Source organism: Micromonospora sp. NPDC006766 (genome assembly GCF_040636055.1).
Taxonomy (GTDB): Bacteria; Actinomycetota; Actinomycetes; order Mycobacteriales; family Micromonosporaceae; genus Micromonospora.
This window is the reverse complement of record NZ_JBEYIX010000027.1, coordinates 1-23,158: the sequence shown is the minus strand read 5'-3', so window position 1 is coordinate 23,158 and position 23,158 is coordinate 1. Positions and strand designations below refer to the sequence as shown.

Here is a 23,158-nt window from a genome sequence, read left to right as displayed (position 1 = left end):
GGCGACGGATCCGTTGGCGCGGACGAGTCACCGCGACGCCATTGCTGTGACAACCCATCCGACCGGAGCAACCGCCCACATGACGAGCAGCATCGAGGCCCCCTCGAGCGCCACCAAGGTCACTCACGACGATCTCGGTTCCGAGGAAGCTTTCCTCGCCGCGATTGACGAGACCATCAAGTACTTCAACGACGGCGACATTGTCGAAGGCACCGTCGTCAAGGTCGATCGGGACGAGGTCCTGCTCGACATCGGCTACAAGACCGAGGGCGTCATTCCCTCTCGGGAGTTGTCGATCAAGCACGACGTGGACCCGGCCGAGGTGGTTTCGGTCGGCGACCACATCGAGGCCCTTGTCCTCCAGAAGGAGGACAAGGAGGGGCGTCTGATCCTCTCGAAGAAGCGGGCGCAGTACGAGCGGGCCTGGGGCACGATCGAGAAGATCAAGGACGAGGACGGTGTCGTCCGCGGCTCGGTCATCGAGGTCGTCAAGGGTGGTCTCATCCTCGACATCGGCCTGCGCGGCTTCCTGCCCGCGTCGCTGGTGGAGATGCGGCGGGTGCGCGACCTGCAGCCGTACGTCGGCCGTGAGCTCGAGGCCAAGATCATCGAGCTGGACAAGAACCGCAACAACGTGGTTCTGTCCCGCCGGGCCTGGCTGGAGCAGACACAGTCCGAGGTGCGCACCGAGTTCCTCAACAAGCTGCAGAAGGGCCAGGTCCGCAAGGGCGTCGTGTCCTCGATCGTCAACTTCGGCGCGTTCGTCGACCTGGGCGGCGTGGACGGCCTGGTGCACGTCTCCGAGCTGTCCTGGAAGCACATCGACCACCCGTCCGAGGTCGTCGAGGTCGGCCAGGAGGTCGAGGTCGAGGTCCTGGACGTCGACCTGGACCGCGAGCGGGTCTCGCTGTCGCTGAAGGCGACCCAGGAGGACCCGTGGCGTCAGTTCGCCCGGACCCACGCGATCCAGCAGATCGTGCCGGGTAAGGTCACCAAGCTGGTGCCGTTCGGCGCCTTCGTCCGGGTCGACGACGGCATCGAGGGTCTGGTCCACATCTCCGAGCTGGCCGAGCGCCACGTGGAGATCCCGGAGCAGGTTGTCCAGGTCGGCTCCGAGGTCATGGTCAAGGTCATCGACATCGACCTGGAGCGTCGCCGGATCTCGCTGTCGCTCAAGCAGGCCAACGAGGGCTTCGTCGAGGGCGAGGAGCACTTCGACCCGACCCTCTACGGCATGGCCGCGACCTACGACGAGCAGGGCAACTACATCTACCCGGAGGGCTTCGACCCGGAGACGGGCGAGTGGCTCGAGGGCTACGACAAGCAGCGGGAGACCTGGGAGAACCAGTACGCCGAGGCACGTCAGCGCTGGGAGGCCCACACCAAGCAGGTGCAGACCTCCCGGGCCGCCGACGCCGAGGCCGCTGCCAACCCGGCTCCGGCCGTGTCCGGCACCACCACCTCGACCTCGGCCCCGAGCCGGCAGGCCGAGGAGCCGGCCGGCACCCTGGCCACCGACGAGGCGCTCGCCGCGCTGCGGGAGAAGCTCGCCGGCGGCAAGTGACCCCTGCGGCAACTCCACCCCGGCGCACCTGACGCCGAGGGCGACCACAACGGGCCCCGTCCCCGCGATCCGGTTCCACCGGACCGCCGGGGGCGGGGCCCTCGCCTGTGCGGCCGGCCCTCGCCTATCCGGGGCCGGGCGCTGCTGGGAGGGGCGGGGTTGGGGGCAGGGTGGGGGTGGGGTTGACTGGGGCGGTGCTGAGGGTGGGACTGACCGGAGGGATCGGATCCGGTAAGAGCGCGGTGGCGAGTCGGCTGGTCGCACTCGGCGCGGTGGTCATCGACGCCGACCGGATCGCCCGCGAGGTGGTCGCTCCGGGCAGCGAGGGGCTGGCCGAGATCGTTGCCGCCTTCTCCGACGGGGTGCTGGACGCGCACGGCGCCCTCGACCGGGCGGCGCTGGGCGCGATCGTCTTCGCCGACGAGGCGGCCCGCCGCCGGCTGGAGGCGATCACCCATCCCCGGGTCCGGGCGCGGACCGCCGAGCTGGCGGCAGTTGCGCCCCGGGACGCGATCGTGGTCAACGATGTGCCGCTGCTGGTCGAGGTGGGGCTCGCGCCCACGTACCACCTGGTGGTCGTGGTGCAGACGGCGGTGACCACCCGGGTGGAGCGGCTGGCGCGCGACCGCGGCATGGACCGCGCGGAGGCCGAGCGGCGGATCGCCGCGCAGGCCGACGACGCCCGCCGGGAAGCGGCGGCCGACGTGTTGCTCACCAACGACGGCACCCGGGACGAGTTGCACGCTGCGGTGGACGCGCTCTGGCGCGAGCGTCTGGTGCCCTACGAGCGCAACCTCCGTGAGCGTCGCGCGGTCCGGCCCCGGCGGCTGGTGCTCACCGAACCCGACCCGACCTGGCCCCGGCAGTACGCCCGGCTGGCCGCCCGGATCCGGCATGCGGTCGGCGCCGACGTGCGGGTGGACCACGTCGGTTCCACCGCCGTGCCCGGGCTGGCCGCGAAGGACGTCATCGACATCCAGCTCACCGTGCCGTCGCTGGCGCAGGCCGACGGAGCGCTCGCCGAGCGGCTCGCCGACGCCGGGTTCCCGCGACTGCCCGGCGACTGGTGGGACAACCCTCGCCGGCCGGGCGGCGCCCGGTGGGAGAAGCGGCTGCACGGCAGCGCCGACCCGGCCCGCCCGGTGTACCTGCATCTGCGCCAGGCCGGCTCGCCCGGCTGGCGGTACGCGCTGCTGATGCGCGACCACCTGCGCGCCGATCCGGACCAGCGGGCCGCCTACCTGCGGCTGAAGCGGGAACTGGCCGCCGCGGCTCCGGACAGCGTCGCGTACGGCATGCTCAAGGAGCCCTGGTTCGACGAGGAGCACCGGCGCGCCGAGGAGTGGGCCGCGCGGACCGGCTGGCTACCCTGACCCGGCCCTGGTGAGGCGCGGCGGTGGGGATCGGCGACGAGTAGGGGCGCTCGCGGCGGCCGGTCTGCGCGTGTGCCGCGCGACCACGTCGGTGCGCACGCCGGTCGTCCCGGGTGCTGCGACCGTCGGTGCCGGGGGCGGCCGGGCCCCGAAGGGGCGGCCACCGGCCCGGACGGCCGCCGCGAGCGGCCTACGGTGAGAGCGTAGCCGGGCGGGTTGGGGCACACAATGGGAATATCGAAGCAGGTCTCGGAGCTGCGGTGGGTGGCCCGAAACTGTCAGGCCTCGGGCGTACCGTTGAGGTCATGGCGCTCGACATTCCCCGGCTCGACGGCCGTTTTCAGGTCGTCAGCGAGTTTCAGCCGGCCGGTGACCAGCCGGCAGCCATCGACGAGCTTGAGCGTCGCGTGCGGCGTGGCGATCGTCACACGGTACTGCTCGGCGCGACCGGCACCGGCAAGAGCGCCACCACGGCATGGTTGGTGGAGCGGCTGCAACGGCCGACCCTGGTGCTCGCGCCGAACAAGACGCTCTGCGCCCAGTTGGCCAAGGAGTTCCGGGAGCTGCTCCCGCACAACGCGGTGGAATATTTCGTCTCCTACTACGACTACTACCAGCCCGAGGCGTACATTCCGCAGACCGACACCTATATCGAGAAGGATTCCTCGATCAACGAGGAGGTCGAGCGACTGCGGCACGCCGCCACCATGTCGCTGCTCACCCGGCGGGACGTGATCGTGGTGGCCACCGTCTCGGCGATCTACGGCCTGGGCACCCCGGAGGAATACCTGGACCGCGCGGTCCGGGTCGCGGTCGGGCAGGAGTTCGACCGCGATCAGCTGCTGCGCCGGCTGGTCGAGATCCAGTACACGCGCAACGACATCGCCTTCCAGCGGGGCACCTTCCGGGTCCGGGGCGACACGTTGGAGATCATTCCGGCGTACGAGGAGCTGGCCGTCCGGATCGAGCTCTTCGGCGACGAGGTGGAGAAGCTCTACTATCTCAACCCGCTCACCGGGGACGTGGTCCGCGAGGTCGACCACCTGTTGATCTTTCCGGCCACGCACTACGCGGCCGGCCCGGAGCGGATGGAGCGGGCGATCCGCGACATCGAGACCGAGCTGGGCGAGCGGCTGGCCGAGCTGGAGCGGCAGGGCAAGCTGCTGGAGGCGCAGCGGCTGCGGATGCGCACCACGTACGACATCGAGATGATGCGGCAGGTCGGCTTCTGCTCCGGCATCGAGAACTACTCCATGCACATCGACGGGCGTCAGCCGGGTGATCCTCCGCACTGTCTGCTCGACTATTTCCCCGACGACTTCGTCACCGTCATCGACGAGTCGCACCAGACGGTCTCGCAGATCGGCGGCATGTACGAGGGCGACGCGTCCCGCAAGCGGATGCTGATCGACCACGGCTTCCGGCTGCCCAGCGCCGCCGACAACCGGCCGCTGCGTTTCGACGAGTTCCTGGATCGGGTCGGCCAGCTGGTGTTCCTCTCCGCCACCCCGGGCTCCTGGGAGTTGGAGCAGGCCCAGGGCGAGTATGTCGAGCAGGTCATCCGGCCGACGGGCCTGGTCGACCCGGAGGTCGTGGTGAAGCCCACGAAGGGGCAGATCGACGACCTCATGCACGAGATCAGGCTGCGCACCGAGCGGGACGAGCGGGTGCTGGTCACCACGCTGACCAAGAAGATGGCCGAGGACCTCTCCGACTACCTCCTGGAGAACGGCATCCGGGTGCGCTACCTGCACTCCGAGGTCGACACGCTGCGTCGGGTGGAGCTGCTGCGCGAGCTGCGTAAGGGCGACTACGACGTGCTGGTCGGCATCAACCTGCTCCGGGAGGGCCTCGACCTGCCCGAGGTCTCCCTGGTGGCGATCCTCGACGCCGACAAGGAGGGCTTCCTGCGCAGCGGTCGGTCGCTGATCCAGACCATCGGCCGGGCCGCCCGTAACGTCTCCGGCCAGGTCCACATGTACGCCGACAAGATCACCCCGTCGATGGCGAACGCGATCGACGAGACCGACCGGCGTCGGGCCAAGCAGATCGCGCACAACGAGGCGCGCGGCATCAGTCCCGAGCCGCTGCGCAAAAGGATCCACGACATCCTCGACGACATCTACCGCGAGGCGGAGGACACCGAGAACACCCGCGTGGGCGGGGCCGCCCGGCAGCTCTCCCGGGGCAAGGCGCCGGTCAAGGAGACCCGCAGCCGGGCTCGTGGCGGCGCCGCCACCCCGTCCCGGGAGGGGATGGCCCGGGCCGACCTGGCCAACCTCATCCAGGAGCTCAACGAGCAGATGCTCGCCGCCGCACGGGAGCTCCAGTTCGAGCTGGCCGCCCGGATCCGGGACGAGGTCGCCGATCTCAAGAAGGAGTTGCGCGGGATGGACGTCGCCGGCGTGAAGTGACGGCCGGCCGGAAGCTGACGCGACATCTCGATAGCACTACGCAATCAAGGTATTGCCGTCTGTGACTGTCCTGCGTAGTCTCCCTCGGTGGGGAGGGACGCATGCCGATGTCAGCAAGTCCTGTCGTCCGGCGGGTGCGACTCGGCGCGGAGCTGCGCCGGATCCGCCGCCGGCAGTCGCTCACCCTGGAGGCGGTCTGTGGCCGGCTCGGTTGGGCGTCCACGTCCAAGTTGTCCCGCATCGAGCTTGGCCAGAGCCGGCCGGACCTGGCCGACGTGCTCGACCTGCTCGACGTCTACGAGGTGCCGCCCGGTCAGCGGGACGAGTTGATCGTCATCGCCCGGGATGCCGCCACCGGCCGGGGCTGGTCCCGGGCGCTGAGCGAGATGGGGGAGCGACAGCGGGCATACGCGGAGCTGGAGGCGGGCGCCGCCCGTATCGTCGAATACCAGCCCGCCGTCGTGCCCGGGCTGCTTCAGACCCCGGCGTACGCCCGCCTGCGGGTCACCGCCGGCGCGCTGCTACACGAGGGCGTGGACGTGGGTGCGGACGTACGGGCCCGGGCGATGCGTCAGGAGGTGCTGCGCCGGGCGGACCCGCCCCGCTACACGGCCCTGCTCGACGAGCGGGTCTGCGACCCGGGCGGCGCGCCGGCCGACGTCTGGCGGGACCAGCTGCGGCACCTGGTCGCCCTCGCCGAGCGACCGCACATCACCGTCCGGCTGTTGTCGCGAGACGCCGCTCCCCACGGCGGCGTCCACCCGCTGGCCGCCTTCTCCTACTACGCCTACCCGGACCCGGCGGACCCCCGCACGGTGCTGGTGGAGACACTCACCACCGATCTGCGGCTGGTCGCCGAGGCCGACCTCGCCTGCTACGAGCGGCTGATCGACTGGCTGCTGGCGGCGGCGCTGTCGGAGGACGAGAGCGTGGAGCTGCTGGCGCGCCGGCTCGGGTCGGCCCTCGTGCCCCGCCCCCGCGAGCCGCGGCACGCTCTGGCGGCCGAGTCGCGCGAGGCCGTGGCCCCGGAGCCGCACTGAGCGGCGGCACGGCCGGGTTGCCTCGCGCGGCCACCAGGCCCGGCGCCCCCGATCGTCGTCGGGACCGGTGGCCGGCGCGTCACGCGCAATCTATGCGACGGGTACGACAGGTCAGGCCGCTACGTCGATGAAGTGCTCGACCAGTGGCGGGTTGGCGAAGTACGGGCCGATGAGTGCCCGCCACTGCGGGAACCGCTCGCTCTGCCGGAAGTTGACCTCGTGCGCCTCGACCGAGTCCCACTCGACCAGCAGCACGAACCGCGACGGCGACTCCACGCCCCGGGTCATCCGCACCGAGCGGCATCCCTCGGTGCCGCTGAGGATCGGGTGCGCCTGCGCGTACGCGGCGGCGAAGTCGTCCTCGTGTCCGGGCATCACATCGATCAGTGCAACCTCAAGAACCATGCCGGGAGCCTCGCACGCCGGGTGTGAACCCGTGGGCGCCGGGGGCGGCGTCCCGGATAGCGGACCGCCGCAGCAGAACGCCTAGCCTCCTAGGACGTGCTGCGGAGCGAGTTCCGTCTCACACCGGAACCTGATTCCCTGAACCAATCTGGGATCCCGGGATGCGCTCATCGGGTCTGATGGTGAATGATGGCGGCCAAGGAGGGGAGTATTCCCCCGCGACGGAGTCGTCAGCACGGAAGAGCACCGGGCCCCCGGTGATACGACCCGGCTCCGTTGGTCAGCGGCTCGGCACCTCGAGTCGGTGGCGGAAGAGACCTCCGACAGTCACCCAGAGTCAGCGTAGGCGCACCCCGGACCGCCGCTCGGCGTACGGTGTGCCCGACGCTGCGTGTCTGCCGGAGGAGCGAATTGAACGTGTCCGGACTGGTGTGGGCCGTGACCCTTGTCGTGTTGATCGGGGTCCTGCTCGTCGACCTGTTCATCACCGGTCGGCGCCCGCATGAGCCCAGCGTCCGTGAGTCGAGCATGTGGGTCGGCTTCTACCTCGGGCTGGCTCTGCTCTTCGGCGCCGGGCTCTGGCTCGCCGCCGGGCCGAGCATCGCCGGCCAGTTCTACACCGGCTGGCTCACCGAGTACAGCCTCTCGGTGGACAACCTCTTCATCTTCGTGATCATTATGGGCCGCTTCGCGGTGCCCCGGCCGTACCAGCAGAAGGTGCTGCTCATCGGCATCGTGCTGGCGCTGGTCATGCGGGGCGCCTTCATCGCCGCCGGCGCCGCGTTGCTGGCTCGATTCTCCTGGGTCTTCTACCTCTTCGGCGCGTTCCTGATCTACACCGCGATCAACCTGGCCCGGCAGGGCGAGCCGAACGAGGGCGAGTTCAGCGAGAACGTGTTGATCCGCTGGAGCCGCAAGGCGCTGCCGCTGTCCCGAGACTTCGACGGCGCGCGGATGACCACCCACGAGAACGGGCGGCGGCTGTTCACCCCACTGCTGGTCGTGATGATCGCCATCGGCACCACCGACCTGATCTTCGCCCTCGACTCGATCCCGGCGATCTTCGGCATCACCAAGGAGCCGTACCTGGTCTTCACCGCGAACGTGTTCGCGTTGATGGGGCTGCGGCAGCTCTATTTCCTGCTCGGCGGGCTGCTGGACCGGCTGATCTACCTCAGCTACGGCCTGGCCGTGCTGCTCGGCTTCATCGGCGTGAAGCTGATTCTGGAGGCACTTGCCGACAACAACCTGCCGTTCGTCAACGACGGTCGGCCCGTGGCCTGGGCACCGCACATCCCGATCTGGCTGTCGCTGGTCGTTGTCCTGGGCACCCTGGGCCTCGCGACCGTGGCCAGCCTGATGAAGTCGTCCTGGGACCGTCGTCGCAAGCTGGGCGAAGCCGAGCGCTGACCGCGCCGAGGGGCGCTTCCAGGGCCGGAAGTACGGGCGTCAGACACGGTGGACGCCGACCAGCGTCGCCTCCCGGTCCGGGGGAAGTGACTCCTCCACCACCCGGCGCTGGAGGTAGCAGGCGTGCAACATCCGCCGGATCGCACCGTGCGGCTCACTGCTGACGATGCCGACGTGGTGGATCCGGCGGCCGGGCCGGGCGAAGAAGTAGAGGTCGCCGGGGCGCTCCTCGCCGAGGGTCAGGGGGGTGGTCGCGTCGGCCTGGTCGTGGGCGTCGCGGGGGAGGGTCACCCCGTGCCGCCGCCAGGCCAGGCGCACCAGACCGGAACAGTCGATGCCGTGGGTGGAGACGCCGCCCCAGAGGTAGACCAGGTCGCGCAGCCGTTCGGCGGCGGCGAGCACCTCCTTGGCCTCCGGCCGATGGGCGGGCAGCGGCAGGACGTCGCCCTCGGGCGCCCAGAGCGGGTCGGCCCGGCCGGGCACGTGGACCGGCCGCCACCCGTGCACCGGCCGGCCGGCCGGTGCGAGGAGGGTGCCGAGGACCACGGCGGGCAGCGCCACCGGGCCGTCCGGGGCGGCGCGCAGCGTGGTGAGCATGGCGTCCACCACCAGTGCGCCGGCGGACGGGTCGGTCTCCGGCGCGGCGGCCAGCTGGGCGGCGGGCAGCCAGCCGGGGTAGCCGCGGGGGTCGAGCCGGGGGGCGGGCTGCTCCAGGGCGACCACGTGCGCCCAGCCGTCGGCGCGCACCTCGGTGACGAGCACCCGTTCCCCCAGCAGCAGTTGGCTGAGCACGCAGTCGCCGACCCGCTGGTCGCGGTCCATGCCGCCGATCCAGGCGGTGATGTCCGGCGGGTCGGCCAGGGCGGGGCGGTCGACCGGGCGGATTGCCTCCGGGGCGGTCCAGAGGGTTGCCACCGGGACCCGGACGACGGCCTCGCGGCCCGGCTGCAGCTCCACGTCCACTCCCACCTCACGTCCTTTCCGGCGAGCCTAGGAAAGATTCCGCCGGCCCTCAACCGCGCGGCTGGACCTTAGTTTCAGCCACCTCGGAGATGCCGAGGCCGGGTGCGTGGGGCAGCACAACGTTCGCGCCGTCGTACCGGATGCCGCCGCGTACCGGCGACCAGGCCAGCCACCAGGCGGCGTCGAGGTCGGAGACGGCGCTGGTGCCGTACGCCGCGACCAGGCTGGCCGCGGCGCCCACGCCCACCGGGCTCTCCATCATCGAGCCGACGATGGTGCCCATGCCGTGGGCGGTGGCCAGGTCGAGCAACGTCCGGGCGGTGTGCAGGCCGCCGCACTTGGCCAGCTTGACGTTGACCATGTCGGCGGCCCGGCGGCGGATCACCTCGACCAGGTCGCGGACGTCGTAGACCGACTCGTCGGCGAGGATCGGCAGGTCGACCCGGTCGCTGACCCACGCCAGGCCGTCCAGGTCCCGGCGGTGGACCGGTTGTTCGACCAGTTCGATGTCGAGCCCGGCGTCCTCGATGCCCCGGATGACGCGGACCGCCTCGCGCGGCGTCCAACCTTGATTGGCGTCCAACCGGATGCGTACGTCCGGGCCGACCGCGGCGCGGACCGCGCGGACCCGGTCGAGGTCGCCTCGGGCGTCGGTGCCGACCTTCAGCTTGAGCACGGTGAAGCCCTCGTTCCGGCGCTGCTTCGCAGCGGCGGCCAGGTCCACCGCGTCGCCGGCGGCCAGGGTGACGTCCGTCGGCACCCGCAGCGCGGTGCCGCCGAGCAGCCGCACCAGGGGTACGCCGAGCCGCCGTGCGGCCAGGTCGTGCAGGGCGACGTCGACGGCTGCCTTGGCGGATTCGTTGCCGACCACCGCGCGGCGTACCGCGGCGCAGCGGGCCTGAAGGTCGTCGGCGTCCCGCCCGGTCAGCGCGGGCGCGAGGAGGTCCCGGACGCATGCCTCGGCGCCCGCGATGGACGCCCCGGTGACCTGCCAGACCTGCGGTGCCTCGCCGAACCCGGACCGCCCGTCGGCGTCGACCACCTCGACGACCAGGGTGTCCACCGTGGTCGTGCGGCGCAGCGCGGTGACGAACGGGGTGTGTAAGGGGGCGGAGAGCCGGTGGGTGCGTACCTCGGCGATGGTCATTGCGGCACTCTATCCAGGGCGGCCCGCCGGCGTGCGGTGTCGGCGGGCCGGGCTGGTCAGTCGGTCAGGTCGTGGCGGGACGCCCACACCCGGGCGGAGATGTTCGCGATCAGGCGGCAGGCGTCGTCCTCGGTCTCCTCGCCGCTCGGGCCGCCGTCGGCCAGCTCGGTGGTGGTGCAGACGACGATCGTGTACGGCGGGGCGTCGGCCGGGTAGACCACGCCGGCGCCGTGTCGGATGCCGCGTATCCAGCCGTTCTTGTGCGCGATCCGGGTGCCGTCGGGCAGCCCGGCGGCGAGGTCCTCGCGGTGTTCCTGGGCGAACAGGACGTCGAGCATGGCGGCGCATCCGGCCGGGGAGGCCAGCGGGCCGGGCCGGCGGGCGCCGAGGGCCAGTTCGCTGAGGAGGGCGGCCAGGTCGGCGGCGGTGACCAGGTTGTCGATGTTGGTGTCGCGGGCCGCGTAGTCCTCGATGCCCCGGCCGGTGACGCTGTGTCGCGCTCCGGCGAGCGCCCACGCCTCGGCCACGGCGGGTAGTCCGACGTGGCCGATGATGATGTTGGTGGCCAGGTTGCTGGACCGGATGATCATGCGTTCGGCGAGCCAGCGCAGCGGTGCGGTGCCGCCGACCCGCGCCCAGACCGCGTCGTCGTTGTCGTAGTTGCGGTCGTTGGTGAACCGGGGTGCGCCCGGCGCGGCGGAGTCGAAGCTGTTGCGCACCGGGGTCGGGTCGTCCAGGTCCAGCCGGCCGGCCTCGGCGGCGCGGTACAGCGCCACCAGCACGGCCGCCTTCATGGTGCTGGCCGCGTAGTGGGTGGCGTCGCCCAGCCGGGCCCAGGTCGGTGGGGCACCCAGCCGCCCCACATACGCGGAAACAGTGCCTGGCACCCTGTCCAAATGCGCGTCGAGATCCTCCCAGATCATGCGCTGACCGTAGCCGATCCCCGCCCCCACGGTCGCCCGCCTGACCCGCGTTGATCATGAGGTTGGCGGCGATGTCGATCTCCGAATCGACCGCCAACCTCATGATCAACAAAGGCGGGTCAGCCAGCGTGCTTGCGGCGGGCGGCGAGGCGGCCGCGCTGGGTCTGGTCGAGGATGACCTTGCGGATGCGTACGGCGGCGGGGGTCACCTCGACGCACTCGTCCTCGCGGCAGAACTCGAGGGCCTGCTCCAGCGACAGCTTGCGCGGCGGAATCAGCTTCTCGGTCTCGTCCGCCGTGGACGAGCGCATGTTGGTGAGCTTCTTCTCCTTGGTGATGTTGACGTCCATGTCGTCGGTGCGGGAGTTCTCCCCGACGATCATGCCCTCGTACACCTCGGTGCCCGGCTCGACGAAGAGTTGGCCACGTTCCTGGAGGTTGGTCATGGCGAACGCGGTGACCGAGCCCGCCCGGTCAGCCACCAGCGAGCCGTTGTTGCGGGTACGCAGCTCGCCGAACCACGGCTCGTACGACTCGAAGACGTGGTGCAGGATGCCGGTGCCCCGGGTCTCGGTGAGGAACTCGGTGCGGAAGCCGATCAGGCCGCGGGCCGGGACCAGCCACTCCATCCGGATCCAGCCGGTGCCGTGGTTGACCAGCTGCTCCATCCGGCCCTTGCGGGTGGCCAGCAGCTGGGTGATCGCGCCGAGGTAGTCCTCCGGGGCGTCGATGGTCAGCCGCTCGACCGGCTCGCAGGTCCGGCCGTCGATCTCCCGGGTGACGACCTGCGGCTTGCCGACGGTCAGCTCGTAGGACTCGCGGCGCATCTGCTCGACCAGGATCGCCAGGGCCAGCTCGCCGCGGCCCTGCACCTCCCAGGCGTCCGGGCGCTCGGTGGGCAGCACCCGCAGCGAAACGTTGCCGATCAGTTCCTTGTCGAGGCGGTCCTTGACCATGCGCGCGGTGACCTTGGCGCCCTTGACCCGGCCGACCAGGGGCGAGGTGTTGGTGCCGATGGTCATCGAGATGGCCGGCTCGTCGACGGTGATCAGCGGCAGCGGGACCGGGTTGTCCGCGTCCGCGAGGGTCTCGCCGATCATGATTTCCGGGATGCCGGCGACGGCGATGATGTCGCCCGGCCCGGCCGACTCGGCCGGCTTGCGCTCCAGCCCCTCGGTCATCAGCAGCTCGGAGATGCGGACCCGCTGGGTGCTGCCGTCGGTGCGGCACCAGGCCACCGTCTGGCCCTTGCTGATGGTGCCCTGACGGACCCGGCACAGCGCCAGCCGGCCGAGGAACGGCGAGGCGTCGAGGTTGGTGACGTGCGCCTGCAGTGCCGCGCCCTCCTCGTACGCGGGCGGCGCGATGGTGTCGAGCAGGGTGCGGAACAGCGGCTCCAGGCTGTTGCTGTCCTGCGGCACCGCGCCGTCGGCCGGCTGGGTGAGGGTGGCGATGCCGTCGCGGGCGCAGGCGTAGACGATCGGGAAGTCGATCTGCTCCTCGTCGGCGTCCAGGTCGAGGAAGAGCTCGTAGGCTTCGTCCACGACCTCCTTGATCCGGGCGTCGGGGCGGTCCACCTTGTTGATCACCAGGATGATCGGCAGCCGGGCCTTGAGGGCCTTGCGGAGTACGAACCGGGTCTGCGGCAGTGGGCCCTCGCTGGCGTCGACCAGGAGAATCACCCCGTCGACCATGGTCAGGCCGCGCTCGACCTCGCCGCCGAAGTCGGCGTGGCCGGGGGTGTCGATGATGTTGATGGTGACCGGCTCGGACCCGTCCGCCGGCAGGTATCGCACGCCGGTGTTCTTGGCGAGGATGGTGATGCCCTTTTCCCGCTCGAGGTCCATCGAGTCCATGACCCGCTCGGTGACCTCACCGCGGGCGCCGTAGGCGCCGGCCTGCCGCAACATGGCGTCGACCAGGGTCGTTTTGCCGTGGTCGACGTGGGCGATGATGGCGACGTTGCGGAGGTCGGTGCGTAGCTGCATACCCTCCATACTCCTGTCTGCGGTTGTCGTGGGACGCCGCGGGGTCACCCCCGAGGCCGCCCGGATCTCTACCGAAACTGCTGTCCCGACCGGTTCGGCGACTGGCCGGCCGGCCCCACACGGGGACCGTGCCCGAGCCGTTGACATGGCTGTCGGGCCCACCGGCCCCGCCGATCTACCTGGTCGCCGCGATGATCGGCGCGGGCGGAACCGCGTGATCGTCGGGCTGCTGATGTCGGGCGAGGTGACCGGTGCTGCTGGTCGGCTTCCAAGCGTACGCGGGGACGCTACGGCTCGTCCCGACGCTGTCGGCGATGACCGCTGGCGCCGTGATCGGAGACACACTCGCCGACCACCGGTCCGGCCCCCGACTGCGCCCGCCCGCCGGGGCCGCAGCCGGGTCGGACGGCGACGGGCGTCCCCCTGGAATCCGTCGATCCTTGTTAGGGTGCGGCGGACAACCGCGGGGAGGGGCCTGATGCGACGGGGAATCGGCCGATGGGCCACAGCGACCGCCGCGCTGACGCTGGCGGTCGTGATCACCGGGTGCGGAGGCGAGAAGCCCCTGCCTCCGGACGTGGCAGGGGAGCTGCCCACGCAGGTGCCCGTCGACGCCCCGGCCGCCAAGTCGACCGAGGAGCCACCGGCAGCGGTCGAGGGCATGGGCGTGGCGCCCAGCGCCAGACCCAGCCCGAGCGCCACGCCGACGGTCAAGCCCAAGCCGAAGCCGAAGCCCACCCGGACGGCCGCCGGGCCGCTGCCCAAGCCGAAGCCGCCGATCGAGACCAAGCTTCCGCCGCCGCCGCCGAAGCCGGCGCCCGCCGGGTGCAAGCCCAGCCACCAGGGCACCAAGGCGACCAACAGCCAGGTGAAGGCGGCGTTGTCGGATGCGGCCGCGAGGACGTACTGGCCGACCTCGGCCCCCGACATCAAGATCCCGCTCAGCCTGATGAAGGCCACGGCCTGGCAGGAGAGCGGCTGGCAGTCCGACATCGTGGCCTGCGACGGTGGCATCGGGCTGATGCAGGTGATGCCTGCCACCGCTGACTGGATGAACCAGCGCTTTGGCCAGTCGTACGACATCAACGCCTACCGGGACAACGCCTACCTGGGCGCGAACTATCTCGCCTGGCTCACCAAGTACATCGGAGACATGTACTTCGAGTCGGACTACCGGCTGGACGCCTCGCTGTGCACCGCTGAGCTGAACTCATGCCTGCTCAACGCGGTCATCGCCGCGTACAACTACGGGCACAACGCGGTGGCCCGGGAGGACCAGCCCCTCGCCATCCCGAACCCGCAGTACGTGCGGAACGTGCGGGCATTGATGACCGAGTGTGAATGCCTGAGCTACTGAGCGGGTTCGCGTCGGATCCGACCCGGCCACCAGAACCGGTCGCCGAGCACGAACGCCAGCGCCGGCACCAGCACCGTCCGGACCAGCAGGGTGTCCAGTAGCACGCCCACGCAGACGATGATCCCGATCTGGGTGAGAGTGATCAGCGGAAGCACGCCGAGCACGGCGAAGACCGCCGCGAGCAGCACACCGGCGCTGGTGATGACCCCGCCGGTGACCCGCAGCGCGGAGAGCATGCCGGCCCGGGTGCCGGTGCTGCGGGCGTCCTCCCGGGCCCGGGTGACCAGGAAGATGTTGTAGTCCACGCCGAGGGCCACCAGGAACACGAAGGCGAGCAGCAGCACGCCGCTGTCGAGTGCCGGGAAGCCCAGCAGGTGGTCGAAGACCAGCCAGGCCGCGCCGAGGCTGGCGAAGAACGAGGCGATGACGGTGAGTACCAGCAGCGCCGGGGCGAGCAGGCCGCGCAGCAGCAGCACCAGCACCGCCCCGACGAGCAGCAGGATGATCGGCAGGATCAGCCGTAGATCCTCGGTGTTCGCCTGCTCCGCGTCGTAGGTGGCGGCGACCGTACCGCCGACCAGCGCGCCCGTCGGGGCGTCGGCGCCGGCGACCGCAGGCGGCGCCGAGTCCGGCACGGCGGCGACGGCGTCGCGCAGCGCCGCCACGGCCCGGTCCGAGGCGGCGCTGCCGGGCTCGGCGGCCAGCACCACGTCGACCTGGGCGACGCGGTCCCCGGCGGGCCCGGGCCGGGCGGAGGCGACCCCGTCGACCGTGCTGGCCGCGGCCGGCACGGCCTGCGCCGCAGCGGGATTGGTGAGCACGGCGACCGGTTGGGTGGTGCCGGCCGGGAAGGCCCGGGCGAGGGTCTCTGCCCCGGCCACCGCCTCCGGCTTCACCCGGAACTGCTCGGTCTCCGACAGGCCGCTGCGCACGCCAAGGCCGCCCAGGGCCAGGCCGGCGAGGAGCAGCGTGGCGAGCGCCGCGACCGGCGCCGGCCGGCGGACGACGGCGGCGCCGAGCCGGCCCCACAGGCGGCCCTCCCGCGCCGGGCTGCCGAGCCGGGGTACGAACGGCCAGAACAATCCCCGTCCGAAGATCACCAGGATGGCGGGGAGCACGAGGAGCGCGGAGAGCATGGCGAACACCACGCCGGTGGCGCAGGCGACCGCGAGCGCCCGGTTGGTCTCCTGCTGCGACAGCAGCAGGGTGAGCACGCCGAGGACGACGGTGCAGCCGCTGGCGAGGATCGGTTCGGCGGTGCGACGCAGGGCGGCCCGCATCGCGGTGAACCGGTCCTGCTCGCGGCGCAGTTCCTCCCGGTAGCGGGCGATCAGCAGCAGGGCGTAGTCGGTGGCGGCGCCGAACACGAGGACGCTCGCGATGCCGGTGACCTGGCCTTCCTGGAGGTGGATCCCGAGTGCCGGCACGATCGTGGCGACGGCGCGCTGGGTGAGTTGCTCGGTCGCGGCGACCACCAGCAGCGGCACGAGCCACAGGAACGGGCTGCGGTAGGTGACGAGCAGCAGCAGCGCGACGACGGCGGCGGTCACCGCGAGCAGCGTCACGTCGGCGCCGTCGAAGACCTTGGTGAGGTCGGCGGTGAAGGCCGGCGCGCCGGTGACCGCCACGGTCAGCGCGTCGGGCAGGTCGGTGACGGCGGCGCGCAGTTGGGCGACCTCGTCGACCACGGCCTGCTGACCGCCGGCGGTGGACAGCGGTACGGCGACGAGGGCCACGGTGCCGTCGGGGGAAATCTGCGCCGGGCTGACCTGACCGCCGACGGCGAGTCGGGCCAGCGCGGCCGACCGGTCGGCGAGGGCGGCCCGGTCGGACTCGGTCAGCGGGGCCCGGTCGGCTCGGCTGACCGCGACGACGGCGGGCTGGACCTCGCTGGACGGCAGTTGCTTCTGCAGGCGTTCGACCTGGGTCGACTGCCACTGCGCGGAGAGGCCGGTGGCGGAGACGGGGGCGGGGTTGTCGGGCCGGGGGAGTCCGAAGATGACCGCACCGGCGACGAGCGCGACGGCCACGGTGAGCCAGGCGGCCAGCCGGCCCCGGGCGACGCGGGTGAACAGTGACATCGATGCCCTCATGTGATCGTTGCGGGGATTAATCTTGCCAGTCGAGTATCTTGATGGACGAGATTATCGAGGTCTGCTCTATGCTGCAACCGACAGCGAACGGGCAGGGGGCATCGACGAGACGTGGCAGCGCAGAGCATGTATCGGCGGCGGGACGACCGGCGTGGGCAGATGGTCGCGGATATCACCCGTGACCTGCGGCGCTACTCCGTGGAGGCGCAGCACATCGGTCACGCTTTCGCCGGCCTGCACGGGCTCAACGCCACCGATCTGCACGCGCTGATCGCCGTGATGGACGCCGAACTGCTCGGTGACCCGATCACCCCGGGGCGTCTCGGGGAACAGCTCAACCTCTCCTCCGGCTCGGTGACCGCGCTGATCGACCGGCTGGAACGGGGCGGCCACATCCGGCGCGACCGGGACACCGCCGACCGGCGCAAGGTGTTCCTGCACTACGCCGACCCGGGTGCCGCCCTGGCCCGCAGCTTCTTCGCCCCGCTCGGGCGCCGCAACGACGAGGTGATGGCCCGGTTCAGCGACGAGGAACTGGAGGTCGTGCACCGGTTCATGGCCGAGATGGTGATCTCGATGCGGGAACATCGCGACGCCATCCGGGCCGCTCGCGGCGAGCCGGCCCGGCGGACGGCCGGCACCGACCCGGACAACGCCACGCGCTGACCGTGAACCGCGACTCTCGGCCGTGAATCGCCCCGCGATATTTCGGCAAGAGTTATTGCGCAACAGCTCTTGCCGATGTCAGGCTCTCTGGCATGGAGAAGCCCGACGTCCGGAACGTCACCGACTCGCGCGTCCTCGCCGCGCTCGCCCATCCGCTGCGCCGCCGGCTCATGGACGTGCTCAAGGTCTACGGCCCGTCGACCGTCGGCCTGCTCGCCGAGCGGACCGGCCAGGCCCCGGCGAACGTCAGCCACCACCTGAAGGTGCTGGCCGCCGCCGAACTGGTGGACGAGGCACCCGAACTGGCCCGGGACCGCCGAGAGCGCTGGTGGGGGTTGCGCACCCGCGCCGTACGCTGGTCCAACGCCGACTTCGACGCCGATCCCGCAGCCCGGGCGGTGGCCGACGCCGCCACCTCGCTCAACCTGGACCGGCACGTCGCCCTCGTCCGCGCCTGGCAGGCCGCGACCGAGGACGCCCACGCGGCCTGGGGCGACGGGCCGTTCAGCACCGACAGCTGGGTGCACCTGACCCCGGAGGAACTGGCCGAGCTGAGCCGCGAGATGATCGAGCTCTTCGCCCGCTGGGCGAACCGGCCGGACGACGGACGGGAACGCCAGCCGGTCTTCCTGTTCGCGCACGGCGTCCCGGGCCAACCGTGACCGGGCCGTCGACCGTGGCCGCGCCGCTGCGTACGCCCGCGGCGGTGCCGCCGCCACCCGGCGGCCTGTTCCGACACCGCGACTTCCGGCTGCTCTGGCTCGGGCAGACGGTCAGCGCCGTGGGCAGCAACGTGACCGCGGTGGCGTTGCCGCTGGCCGCGGTGGCGGTGCTGGACGCGACCACCTTCCAGGTGGCGGTCCTCACCGCAGCCGCCTGGCTGCCGTGGCTGCTGGCCGGTCTGCCCGCCGGCGCGTGGGTGGACCGGGTGCGTCGCCGTCCGGTGATGATCGCCTGCGACCTGGTGTCGGCGGCGCTGTTCCTCAGCGTGCCGGTGGCCGCCGTGCTCGGCGTACTCACCATCGGCCAGCTGCTCGTCGTGGCGCTGGGCGCCGGCCTGGCCCGGGTCTTCTTCGAGACCGCGGGCCAGGTCCACCTGCCCACCCTGCTGCGGCCCGAGCAGGTGCCGGAGGGCAACGCGAAGCTGCACGTGACGCAGACCGCGAGCTATCTGGTCGGTCCCGGGCTGGCCGGGCTGATCGCCCAGCTCGCCGGCGCGGTGACCGCGGTGCTGCTGGACGCGGTCACCTTCCTGGTCTCGGCCGTCTGCCTGGGGCGCATCCGGACGGTCGAGGCGCGACCCGGCCGGCCCGCCGGACCGTCCTCGCTGGCCGGGGAGGTGGCGGACGGGCTGCGGTTCGTCCTGCGGGACCGGTACCTGCGGGTGCTGACCGTGTTCGGCGCGGCCAGCAACATCGGGCTCACCGGCTACCAGGCCGTCCTGGTGGTCTTCCTGGTCCGCTCCGCCGGGCTGCCGGCGGGCCTGGTCGGCCTGCTGATCGGGCTGGCCAGCGTGGGTGGAATCGTCGGCGCCGGCCTGGCCACCGTCCTCGCCCGACGGTTCGGCTCCGCCCACGCGCTGCTGCTCGCCGCCGCGGCCACCGGGCCGCCCGCACTGCTCATCCCGCTGGCCGGCCCGGGCCTGCGAGTGGGGTGGCTGGTGCTCGGCGGAGCGCTGGTCAGCCTGGGCGTCGCGGTGGGCAACGTGGTCAAGGGCAGTTTTCGGCAGACGTACACCCCGCACGTCCTGCTCGGGCGGGTGACGGTGAGCATGCAGCTGTTGAACTACGGAACCATCCCGTTGGCGGCCGTGCTGGCCGGCGCGTTGGGTGCCGCGTGGGGCCCGGCCGGGGCAATCCGGGTGATGACCGCGTGGCTGGCGTTGACCCCGCTGATCCTGCTGGTCGGGCCGCTGCGGCGGCGCCGTGACCTGCCGGCGTCGCCGGCCTGAGCGAGCCGTTCACCTGCTGCGGAGCACGATGAGCATGGGCTGCGGCGGCGGTCGGAGCCCCCAACCGCCGCCGCCGGCACGGAACTACAGCGGGCGGACGTTGTCCGCCTGCGGGCCCTTCTGTCCCTGGGTCACGTCGAACTCGACCTTCTGACCCTCCTGCAGCTCACGGTAGCCGCCGCTCTGGATGGCCGAATAGTGGACGAACACGTCCGGCCCCCCGCCGTCCTGCTCGATGAAGCCGAAGCCCTTTTCCGAGTTGAACCACTTGACCGTGCCGGTTGCCATGCGTCTCTCTCCCTGTTCAAAGCGGGTGAGCACCGGCCGCGGCCGATGATCGCCCTGTACCGCTCCGACACTAACCGTCCAAACCGCAATCTGCTGGCGGAAGTGCCGGCGTGCCTCCGTAATACGCCCCGAGTGGGGAATATCCCTGCGCGACGGGTCGGCACCCGGCATGCTTGCCCCGGTGAGGGAGCCGACGGCGCTGGAGGACCTGGAACGGGAGATCGCCGCGCCCGGGGCCGGTCTGGATCGCCTCCGGCTCGTCGCCGCGCCGTTCGTGCCCGAGGTACGCCTGCACCTGGCGGAGGACGCGATCCTCTGGTGGGCCCGGATGGAGGCGGCGGCCGGCCACCGGCTGGCACCGCCGTACTGGGCCTCGGTGTGGGCGGGCGGTCAGGCGCTGGCCCGCCACCTGCTCGACCACCCCGAGCTGGCCGCCGGTCGGCGGGTGGTCGACCTGGCCGCCGGCTCCGGGCTGGTGGCCATCGCCGCCGCGCTCGCCGGCGCCGAGCGGGTGGTCGCCAACGACATCGACCCGTACGCGGTCGCCGCCGTCACCGTCAACGCGCGCGCCAACCGGGTGGCCGTGGCGGCCACCGACGCGGATCTGCTGGACGCCACGGTCCGCGCCGATCTGCTGCTGGCCGGCGACGTGCTCTACGACGCCGCACTGGCCGAGCGGGTGCTGCCGTTCCTGCAGCGGGCCGCCGAGCGGGGCGTCGAGGTGCTGGTCGGCGACCCGGACCGGGGACACCTGCCACCCGACCGGTTGGAGGTGGTGGCCAGCTACCCGGTGCCCACCACCGAGCCCTCGGTCGACTCCCCGGTACGCCGGGTCCAGGTGCTGCGCCCCCGGTGAGCGGTGCGGCGGCTCGGGCCGAGGCCCAGGACCGGCGGCCTACCAGCCGCGGGCCCGCCACTGCGGCAGCGCGGGCCGTTCGGCGCCCAGCGTGCTGTCCTTGCCGTGCCCCGGGTAGAACCAGGTCTCGTCCGGCAGCCGGTCGAAGAGCTTACGTTCGACGTCGTCGATGAGCGACGCGAAGGCGGCCGGGTCCTGGTGCGTGTTGCCAACCCCGCCGGGGAAAAGCGAGTCGCCGGTGAACAGATGCGGGACGCCGGACGGGTCCCGGTAGAGCAGCGCGATCGAGCCCGGGGTGTGTCCCTTGAGGTGGATCACTTCCAGGGCGCAGTCACCGACCGGGACGGTGTCGCCGTCGCGCAGCGGCTCGGCGTCGATCGGCAGCCCCTCGGCGTCGTCGGCGTGCACCAGCGGGCGGGCGCCGGTCTTGGCGACCACCTCCGCCAGGGCCACCCAGTGGTCCCTGTGCCGATGCGTGGTGACCACCGCGGTCAGGCCGCCGTCGCCGACCAGGTCGAGCAGGCGGGACGCCTCGTTCGCGGCGTCGATCAGCACCTGCTCGCCGCTGTCCCGGCAGCGCAGCAGGTAGGCGTTGTTGTCCATCGGCCCGACCGACACCTTGGTGATGGTGAGCCGGTCGAGCTCGCGGACGGCCGGCGCGCCGCCAGGCGTGACGTCTCCGGTGTAGGTCATGGCGCTGTCAGATCCATTCTGGTGGGGTCGGCAGGGGACCGTCGGGGGTGACGGTGAGCACCTCGCCGGCGCTGCGACCGATCAGCCAGGCGGCCAGGTCCGGGGCCGCGCCGGTGATCGTGGGCGCCCCCGCCGGCTCACCCACGACGATCTCGTGGCGGACGCCGTCGAAGCGCAGCACCATGGCCGGCGCCTTGGGATTGTCGGCCAGCCCGGTCGTCACCTCGTGCAGCAGCCGCTGGGCGAACGCCTCCGGCCAGTCGGCCGGTCGGTAGCCGGCGGCCAGGTCGACGTGGTGCACCTCGACCTCCCGCAGCCGCGCCCAGACCAGCAGCGCCGCCGGCCAGGGGCCACGGCGGGTCTGCACGGTGGCCGCCCAGGCCTCGACCGGCATCGCGTCGACCGCCGCGGCGAACCGCTCCGCTCCGCGGCGCAGGTCGTCGCGGAGGTCGTCCGGCGTACGGCCTGCCCCGGCCTCGATGTCGGCGACCCGGGCCTCGGCGCTGGCGTACATCGGGATGGGCTCGCCGGTGCGGGCGGCGGTGAGCAGGTTGACGAGGCCGTCGGAGTTGCGGGCCAGGTGGGTCAGCACATGACCACGGCTCCAGCCCGGTAGCAGGGACGCGGCGGCGACGTCCGCGGCGTCGAAGCCGGCCACGGTACGCAGCAGCCGGGCCGTGGCGTCGCCCACCTCGCCGGTCAGCAGCAGCGGATCACTGGTCACGCCCCGACCCTAGTGGGTATGGGACCGCCGCGTCGCCGGGGAAATCGCTTTCCGCGCGTCGGCCGGCCGCCTACCGTCGCAGAACGCGGCACCGGAAGTCGAAGGAGGTGGTCGAGCATGCCGCTGGTAGCACGCGTGTTCCGCCCTGATGCCCCTCGACACCGATGAGGATGCCATGACACTCGACCTGACCGCCCTCGGCTGGGATGCCGACCGGGCGGCGCACGTACGACGACACACCGACCACCGTCCGGGCCGGGTGGCCCGGGTCGACCGCGGGATCTGCACCGTCCTGCGGCCGGAGGGACCGGTCCGGGCCAGCCTGGGCGGCGCGGTGCTGGCCGCTGCGGCCCGGGACCTGTCCGCCCTGCCCTGCGCCGGCGACTGGGTGCTGCTGGCCACCTGGCCGGACGGGCCGGTCACCGTCGAGACGGTGCTGCCCCGGCGCACCGCGCTGATCCGGCGGACCGCCGGCAAGGACGCCAGCGGGCAGGTGCTCGCCGCCAACCTCGACGCCGCCGCGGTGGTCGAGCCGGTGCATCCCGAGCCGGACGCCGCGCGGATCGAACGGCTACTCTCCCTGGCCCACGAGTCCGGCGCGGAGCCGCTGGTCGTGCTCACCAAGGCGGACCTGGCGGCCGACCCGGCGGCCGTCGCCCGCCAGCTCGCCGCGCTCGCGCCGGGGGTGCCGGTGCTGCCGGTCAGCGCCGAGCGGGGCACCGGGCTTGACCCGCTGCGCCGGTACGTCGCGCCGGGGCGGACCCTCGGCCTGCTGGGGCCCTCCGGGGCGGGCAAGTCGAGCCTGGTCAACGCCCTCGCCGGGGCCGAGGTGATGCGGACCCAGGCGATCCGCCGGTCCGATGGCAAGGGCCGGCACACCACCACCTGGCGGGCGCTGGTGCCGATCCCCGGCGGGGGCGCGGTGCTGGACACCCCCGGGGTGCGGGCGGTCGGGCTGCTGGACGGTTCGGCCGGGCTGGACCGGGCCTTCGCGGACATCACCGACCTCGCCGCCGGCTGCCGGTACGCCGACTGCGCGCACGAGGCCGAGCCGGCCTGCGCGGTGCGGGCGGCCCTGGAGAGCGGCGAGCTGCCCGCCCGGCGCTGGGAGAGCTGGCGCCGGCTTCAGCGGGAGCTGGCGTACGAGAGCGGGCGCCGACAGACCCGGCTGGCCGCACAGCGGCGGGGCAGCTGGCGCGGCGAGCGGCGGCGCTCGGCCCGCCCGGCGTCGCCGCCGTCGCCCGGCGGCCCGCCGTACGCGCCGCCGGCGACGGCCAGCAGCCGCGCCCGGGTGTGCTCGTCC

20 protein-coding genes are annotated in these 23,158 nt (G+C 72.2%); 11 read left to right on the top strand and 9 right to left on the bottom strand.

The genetic code is table 11. From position 1 onward, the window contains the following. The first annotated feature begins 79 nt into the window (after positions 1-79). From rpsA to ABZ671_RS21085, 4 genes are all read left to right on the top strand, one after another. Positions 80-1,564 carry a 30S ribosomal protein S1 gene (gene rpsA / locus ABZ671_RS21100; protein WP_357860568.1) on the top strand — a complete coding sequence of 495 codons (1,485 nt, stop codon included), beginning with the start codon at positions 80-82 and terminating at the stop codon, positions 1,562-1,564. A 194-nt stretch (positions 1,565-1,758) separates the two neighbouring features. Further along, complete coding sequence (coaE, locus tag ABZ671_RS21095; protein ID WP_357860565.1) at positions 1,759-2,937, top strand: dephospho-CoA kinase; 1,179 nt, start codon at positions 1,759-1,761, stop codon at positions 2,935-2,937. Between the two features lie 305 nt (positions 2,938-3,242). Beyond that, a complete protein-coding gene (gene uvrB / locus ABZ671_RS21090; protein WP_357860562.1) occupies positions 3,243-5,351 on the top strand; it encodes an excinuclease ABC subunit UvrB in 2,109 nt (702 codons plus the stop codon). A 101-nt stretch (positions 5,352-5,452) separates the two neighbouring features. Next, positions 5,453-6,391, top strand: coding sequence for a helix-turn-helix transcriptional regulator (locus ABZ671_RS21085; RefSeq protein WP_357860559.1), 939 nt, complete (start codon positions 5,453-5,455; stop codon positions 6,389-6,391). Between the two features lie 111 nt (positions 6,392-6,502). On the opposite strand, the gene ABZ671_RS21080 is transcribed toward ABZ671_RS21085, so the two are convergent. Then, entirely contained in the window at positions 6,503-6,796 is a 294-nt protein-coding gene (locus tag ABZ671_RS21080) for an antibiotic biosynthesis monooxygenase (RefSeq protein WP_357860556.1), read from the bottom strand. A gap of 411 nt (positions 6,797-7,207) precedes the next feature. Between ABZ671_RS21080 and ABZ671_RS21075 the strand changes: the two genes are divergently transcribed. Next, the gene (locus ABZ671_RS21075; RefSeq protein ID WP_357860553.1) at positions 7,208-8,206 is read left to right on the top strand and encodes a TerC family protein; all 999 of its coding nucleotides are present in this window, start codon (positions 7,208-7,210) and stop codon (positions 8,204-8,206) included. A 39-nt stretch (positions 8,207-8,245) separates the two neighbouring features. Here the strand turns inward: ABZ671_RS21075 and ABZ671_RS21070 are convergent, their stop codons facing one another. The 4 genes from ABZ671_RS21070 to typA form a co-directional block, all read right to left on the bottom strand. Next, positions 8,246-9,175 carry an NlpC/P60 family protein gene (locus tag ABZ671_RS21070; protein ID WP_357860550.1) on the bottom strand — a complete coding sequence of 310 codons (930 nt, stop codon included), beginning with the start codon at positions 9,173-9,175 and terminating at the stop codon, positions 8,246-8,248. 43 nt (positions 9,176-9,218) lie between these two features. After that, a complete protein-coding gene (locus ABZ671_RS21065) occupies positions 9,219-10,316 on the bottom strand; it encodes a dipeptide epimerase (RefSeq protein ID WP_357860547.1) in 1,098 nt (365 codons plus the stop codon). 56 nt (positions 10,317-10,372) lie between these two features. Further along, on the bottom strand, positions 10,373-11,239 hold the full coding sequence (locus ABZ671_RS21060; protein ID WP_357860544.1) for a serine hydrolase: 867 nt from the start codon (positions 11,237-11,239) through the stop codon (positions 10,373-10,375). Positions 11,240-11,358: 119 nt separating this feature from the next. Then, positions 11,359-13,227: a translational GTPase TypA gene (gene typA / locus ABZ671_RS21055; RefSeq protein ID WP_357860541.1), complete on the bottom strand. Its 1,869-nt coding sequence runs from the start codon at positions 13,225-13,227 to the stop codon at positions 11,359-11,361. A 478-nt stretch (positions 13,228-13,705) separates the two neighbouring features. Between typA and ABZ671_RS21050 the strand changes: the two genes are divergently transcribed. Beyond that, positions 13,706-14,584, top strand: a complete 879-nt coding sequence (locus tag ABZ671_RS21050) for a lytic transglycosylase domain-containing protein (RefSeq protein ID WP_357860539.1) — start codon at positions 13,706-13,708, stop codon at positions 14,582-14,584. On the opposite strand, the gene ABZ671_RS21045 is transcribed toward ABZ671_RS21050, so the two are convergent. Next, positions 14,578-16,665 (bottom strand): efflux RND transporter permease subunit, encoded by a 2,088-nt coding sequence (locus ABZ671_RS21045; RefSeq protein ID WP_357860536.1) that lies wholly within the window; start codon positions 16,663-16,665, stop codon positions 14,578-14,580. The two genes, ABZ671_RS21050 and ABZ671_RS21045, sit on opposite strands and share 7 nt — an antisense overlap. Positions 16,666-16,803: 138 nt before the next feature. On the opposite strand from ABZ671_RS21045, the gene ABZ671_RS21040 reads away from it, so the two are divergent. The 3 genes from ABZ671_RS21040 (at position 16,804) to ABZ671_RS21030 (ending at position 19,294) form a co-directional block, all read left to right on the top strand. Then, the gene (locus ABZ671_RS21040) at positions 16,804-17,343 is read left to right on the top strand and encodes a MarR family transcriptional regulator (RefSeq protein ID WP_357860694.1); all 540 of its coding nucleotides are present in this window, start codon (positions 16,804-16,806) and stop codon (positions 17,341-17,343) included. A gap of 92 nt (positions 17,344-17,435) precedes the next feature. After that, entirely contained in the window at positions 17,436-18,005 is a 570-nt protein-coding gene (locus tag ABZ671_RS21035) for a metalloregulator ArsR/SmtB family transcription factor (protein ID WP_357860533.1), read from the top strand. Continuing rightward, positions 18,002-19,294 (top strand): MFS transporter, encoded by a 1,293-nt coding sequence (locus ABZ671_RS21030; protein WP_357860530.1) that lies wholly within the window; start codon positions 18,002-18,004, stop codon positions 19,292-19,294. The genes ABZ671_RS21035 and ABZ671_RS21030 overlap by 4 nt, the downstream gene beginning before the upstream one ends. Before the next feature lie 84 nt (positions 19,295-19,378). Here the strand turns inward: ABZ671_RS21030 and ABZ671_RS21025 are convergent, their stop codons facing one another. Further along, complete coding sequence (locus tag ABZ671_RS21025; protein WP_357860527.1) at positions 19,379-19,582, bottom strand: cold-shock protein; 204 nt, start codon at positions 19,580-19,582, stop codon at positions 19,379-19,381. Between the two features lie 169 nt (positions 19,583-19,751). Between ABZ671_RS21025 and ABZ671_RS21020 the strand changes: the two genes are divergently transcribed. Next, the gene (locus ABZ671_RS21020) at positions 19,752-20,438 is read left to right on the top strand and encodes a 50S ribosomal protein L11 methyltransferase (protein WP_357860524.1); all 687 of its coding nucleotides are present in this window, start codon (positions 19,752-19,754) and stop codon (positions 20,436-20,438) included. A 39-nt stretch (positions 20,439-20,477) separates the two neighbouring features. On the opposite strand, the gene ABZ671_RS21015 is transcribed toward ABZ671_RS21020, so the two are convergent. Then, entirely contained in the window at positions 20,478-21,131 is a 654-nt protein-coding gene (locus tag ABZ671_RS21015) for an MBL fold metallo-hydrolase (RefSeq protein WP_357860521.1), read from the bottom strand. Between the two features lie 7 nt (positions 21,132-21,138). Further along, positions 21,139-21,855 carry a maleylpyruvate isomerase family mycothiol-dependent enzyme gene (locus tag ABZ671_RS21010; protein WP_357860518.1) on the bottom strand — a complete coding sequence of 239 codons (717 nt, stop codon included), beginning with the start codon at positions 21,853-21,855 and terminating at the stop codon, positions 21,139-21,141. A gap of 175 nt (positions 21,856-22,030) precedes the next feature. On the opposite strand from ABZ671_RS21010, the gene rsgA reads away from it, so the two are divergent. Continuing rightward, positions 22,031-23,158: ribosome small subunit-dependent GTPase A (rsgA, locus tag ABZ671_RS21005; RefSeq protein WP_357860515.1), on the top strand; the 1,128-nt coding region annotated here is incomplete at its 3' end.

Coding starts and splice junctions, on each gene's coding strand:
- ABZ671_RS21040 (WP_357860694.1), top strand. CDS start 16,804: ATGTATCGGCGGCGGGACGACCGGCGTGGGCAGATGGTCGCGGATATC.
- ABZ671_RS21085 (WP_357860559.1), top strand. CDS start 5,453: ATGCCGATGTCAGCAAGTCCTGTCGTCCGGCGGGTGCGACTCGGCGCG.
- rpsA (WP_357860568.1), top strand. CDS start 80: ATGACGAGCAGCATCGAGGCCCCCTCGAGCGCCACCAAGGTCACTCAC.
- uvrB (WP_357860562.1), top strand. CDS start 3,243: ATGGCGCTCGACATTCCCCGGCTCGACGGCCGTTTTCAGGTCGTCAGC.
- ABZ671_RS21080 (WP_357860556.1), bottom strand. CDS start 6,796: ATGGTTCTTGAGGTTGCACTGATCGATGTGATGCCCGGACACGAGGAC.
- ABZ671_RS21020 (WP_357860524.1), top strand. CDS start 19,752: ATGCTTGCCCCGGTGAGGGAGCCGACGGCGCTGGAGGACCTGGAACGG.
- ABZ671_RS21050 (WP_357860539.1), top strand. CDS start 13,706: ATGCGACGGGGAATCGGCCGATGGGCCACAGCGACCGCCGCGCTGACG.
- ABZ671_RS21065 (WP_357860547.1), bottom strand. CDS start 10,316: ATGACCATCGCCGAGGTACGCACCCACCGGCTCTCCGCCCCCTTACAC.
- typA (WP_357860541.1), bottom strand. CDS start 13,227: ATGCAGCTACGCACCGACCTCCGCAACGTCGCCATCATCGCCCACGTC.
- ABZ671_RS21060 (WP_357860544.1), bottom strand. CDS start 11,239: ATGATCTGGGAGGATCTCGACGCGCATTTGGACAGGGTGCCAGGCACT.
- ABZ671_RS21035 (WP_357860533.1), top strand. CDS start 17,436: ATGGAGAAGCCCGACGTCCGGAACGTCACCGACTCGCGCGTCCTCGCC.
- ABZ671_RS21045 (WP_357860536.1), bottom strand. CDS start 16,665: ATGTCACTGTTCACCCGCGTCGCCCGGGGCCGGCTGGCCGCCTGGCTC.
- ABZ671_RS21015 (WP_357860521.1), bottom strand. CDS start 21,131: ATGACCTACACCGGAGACGTCACGCCTGGCGGCGCGCCGGCCGTCCGC.
- ABZ671_RS21025 (WP_357860527.1), bottom strand. CDS start 19,582: ATGGCAACCGGCACGGTCAAGTGGTTCAACTCGGAAAAGGGCTTCGGC.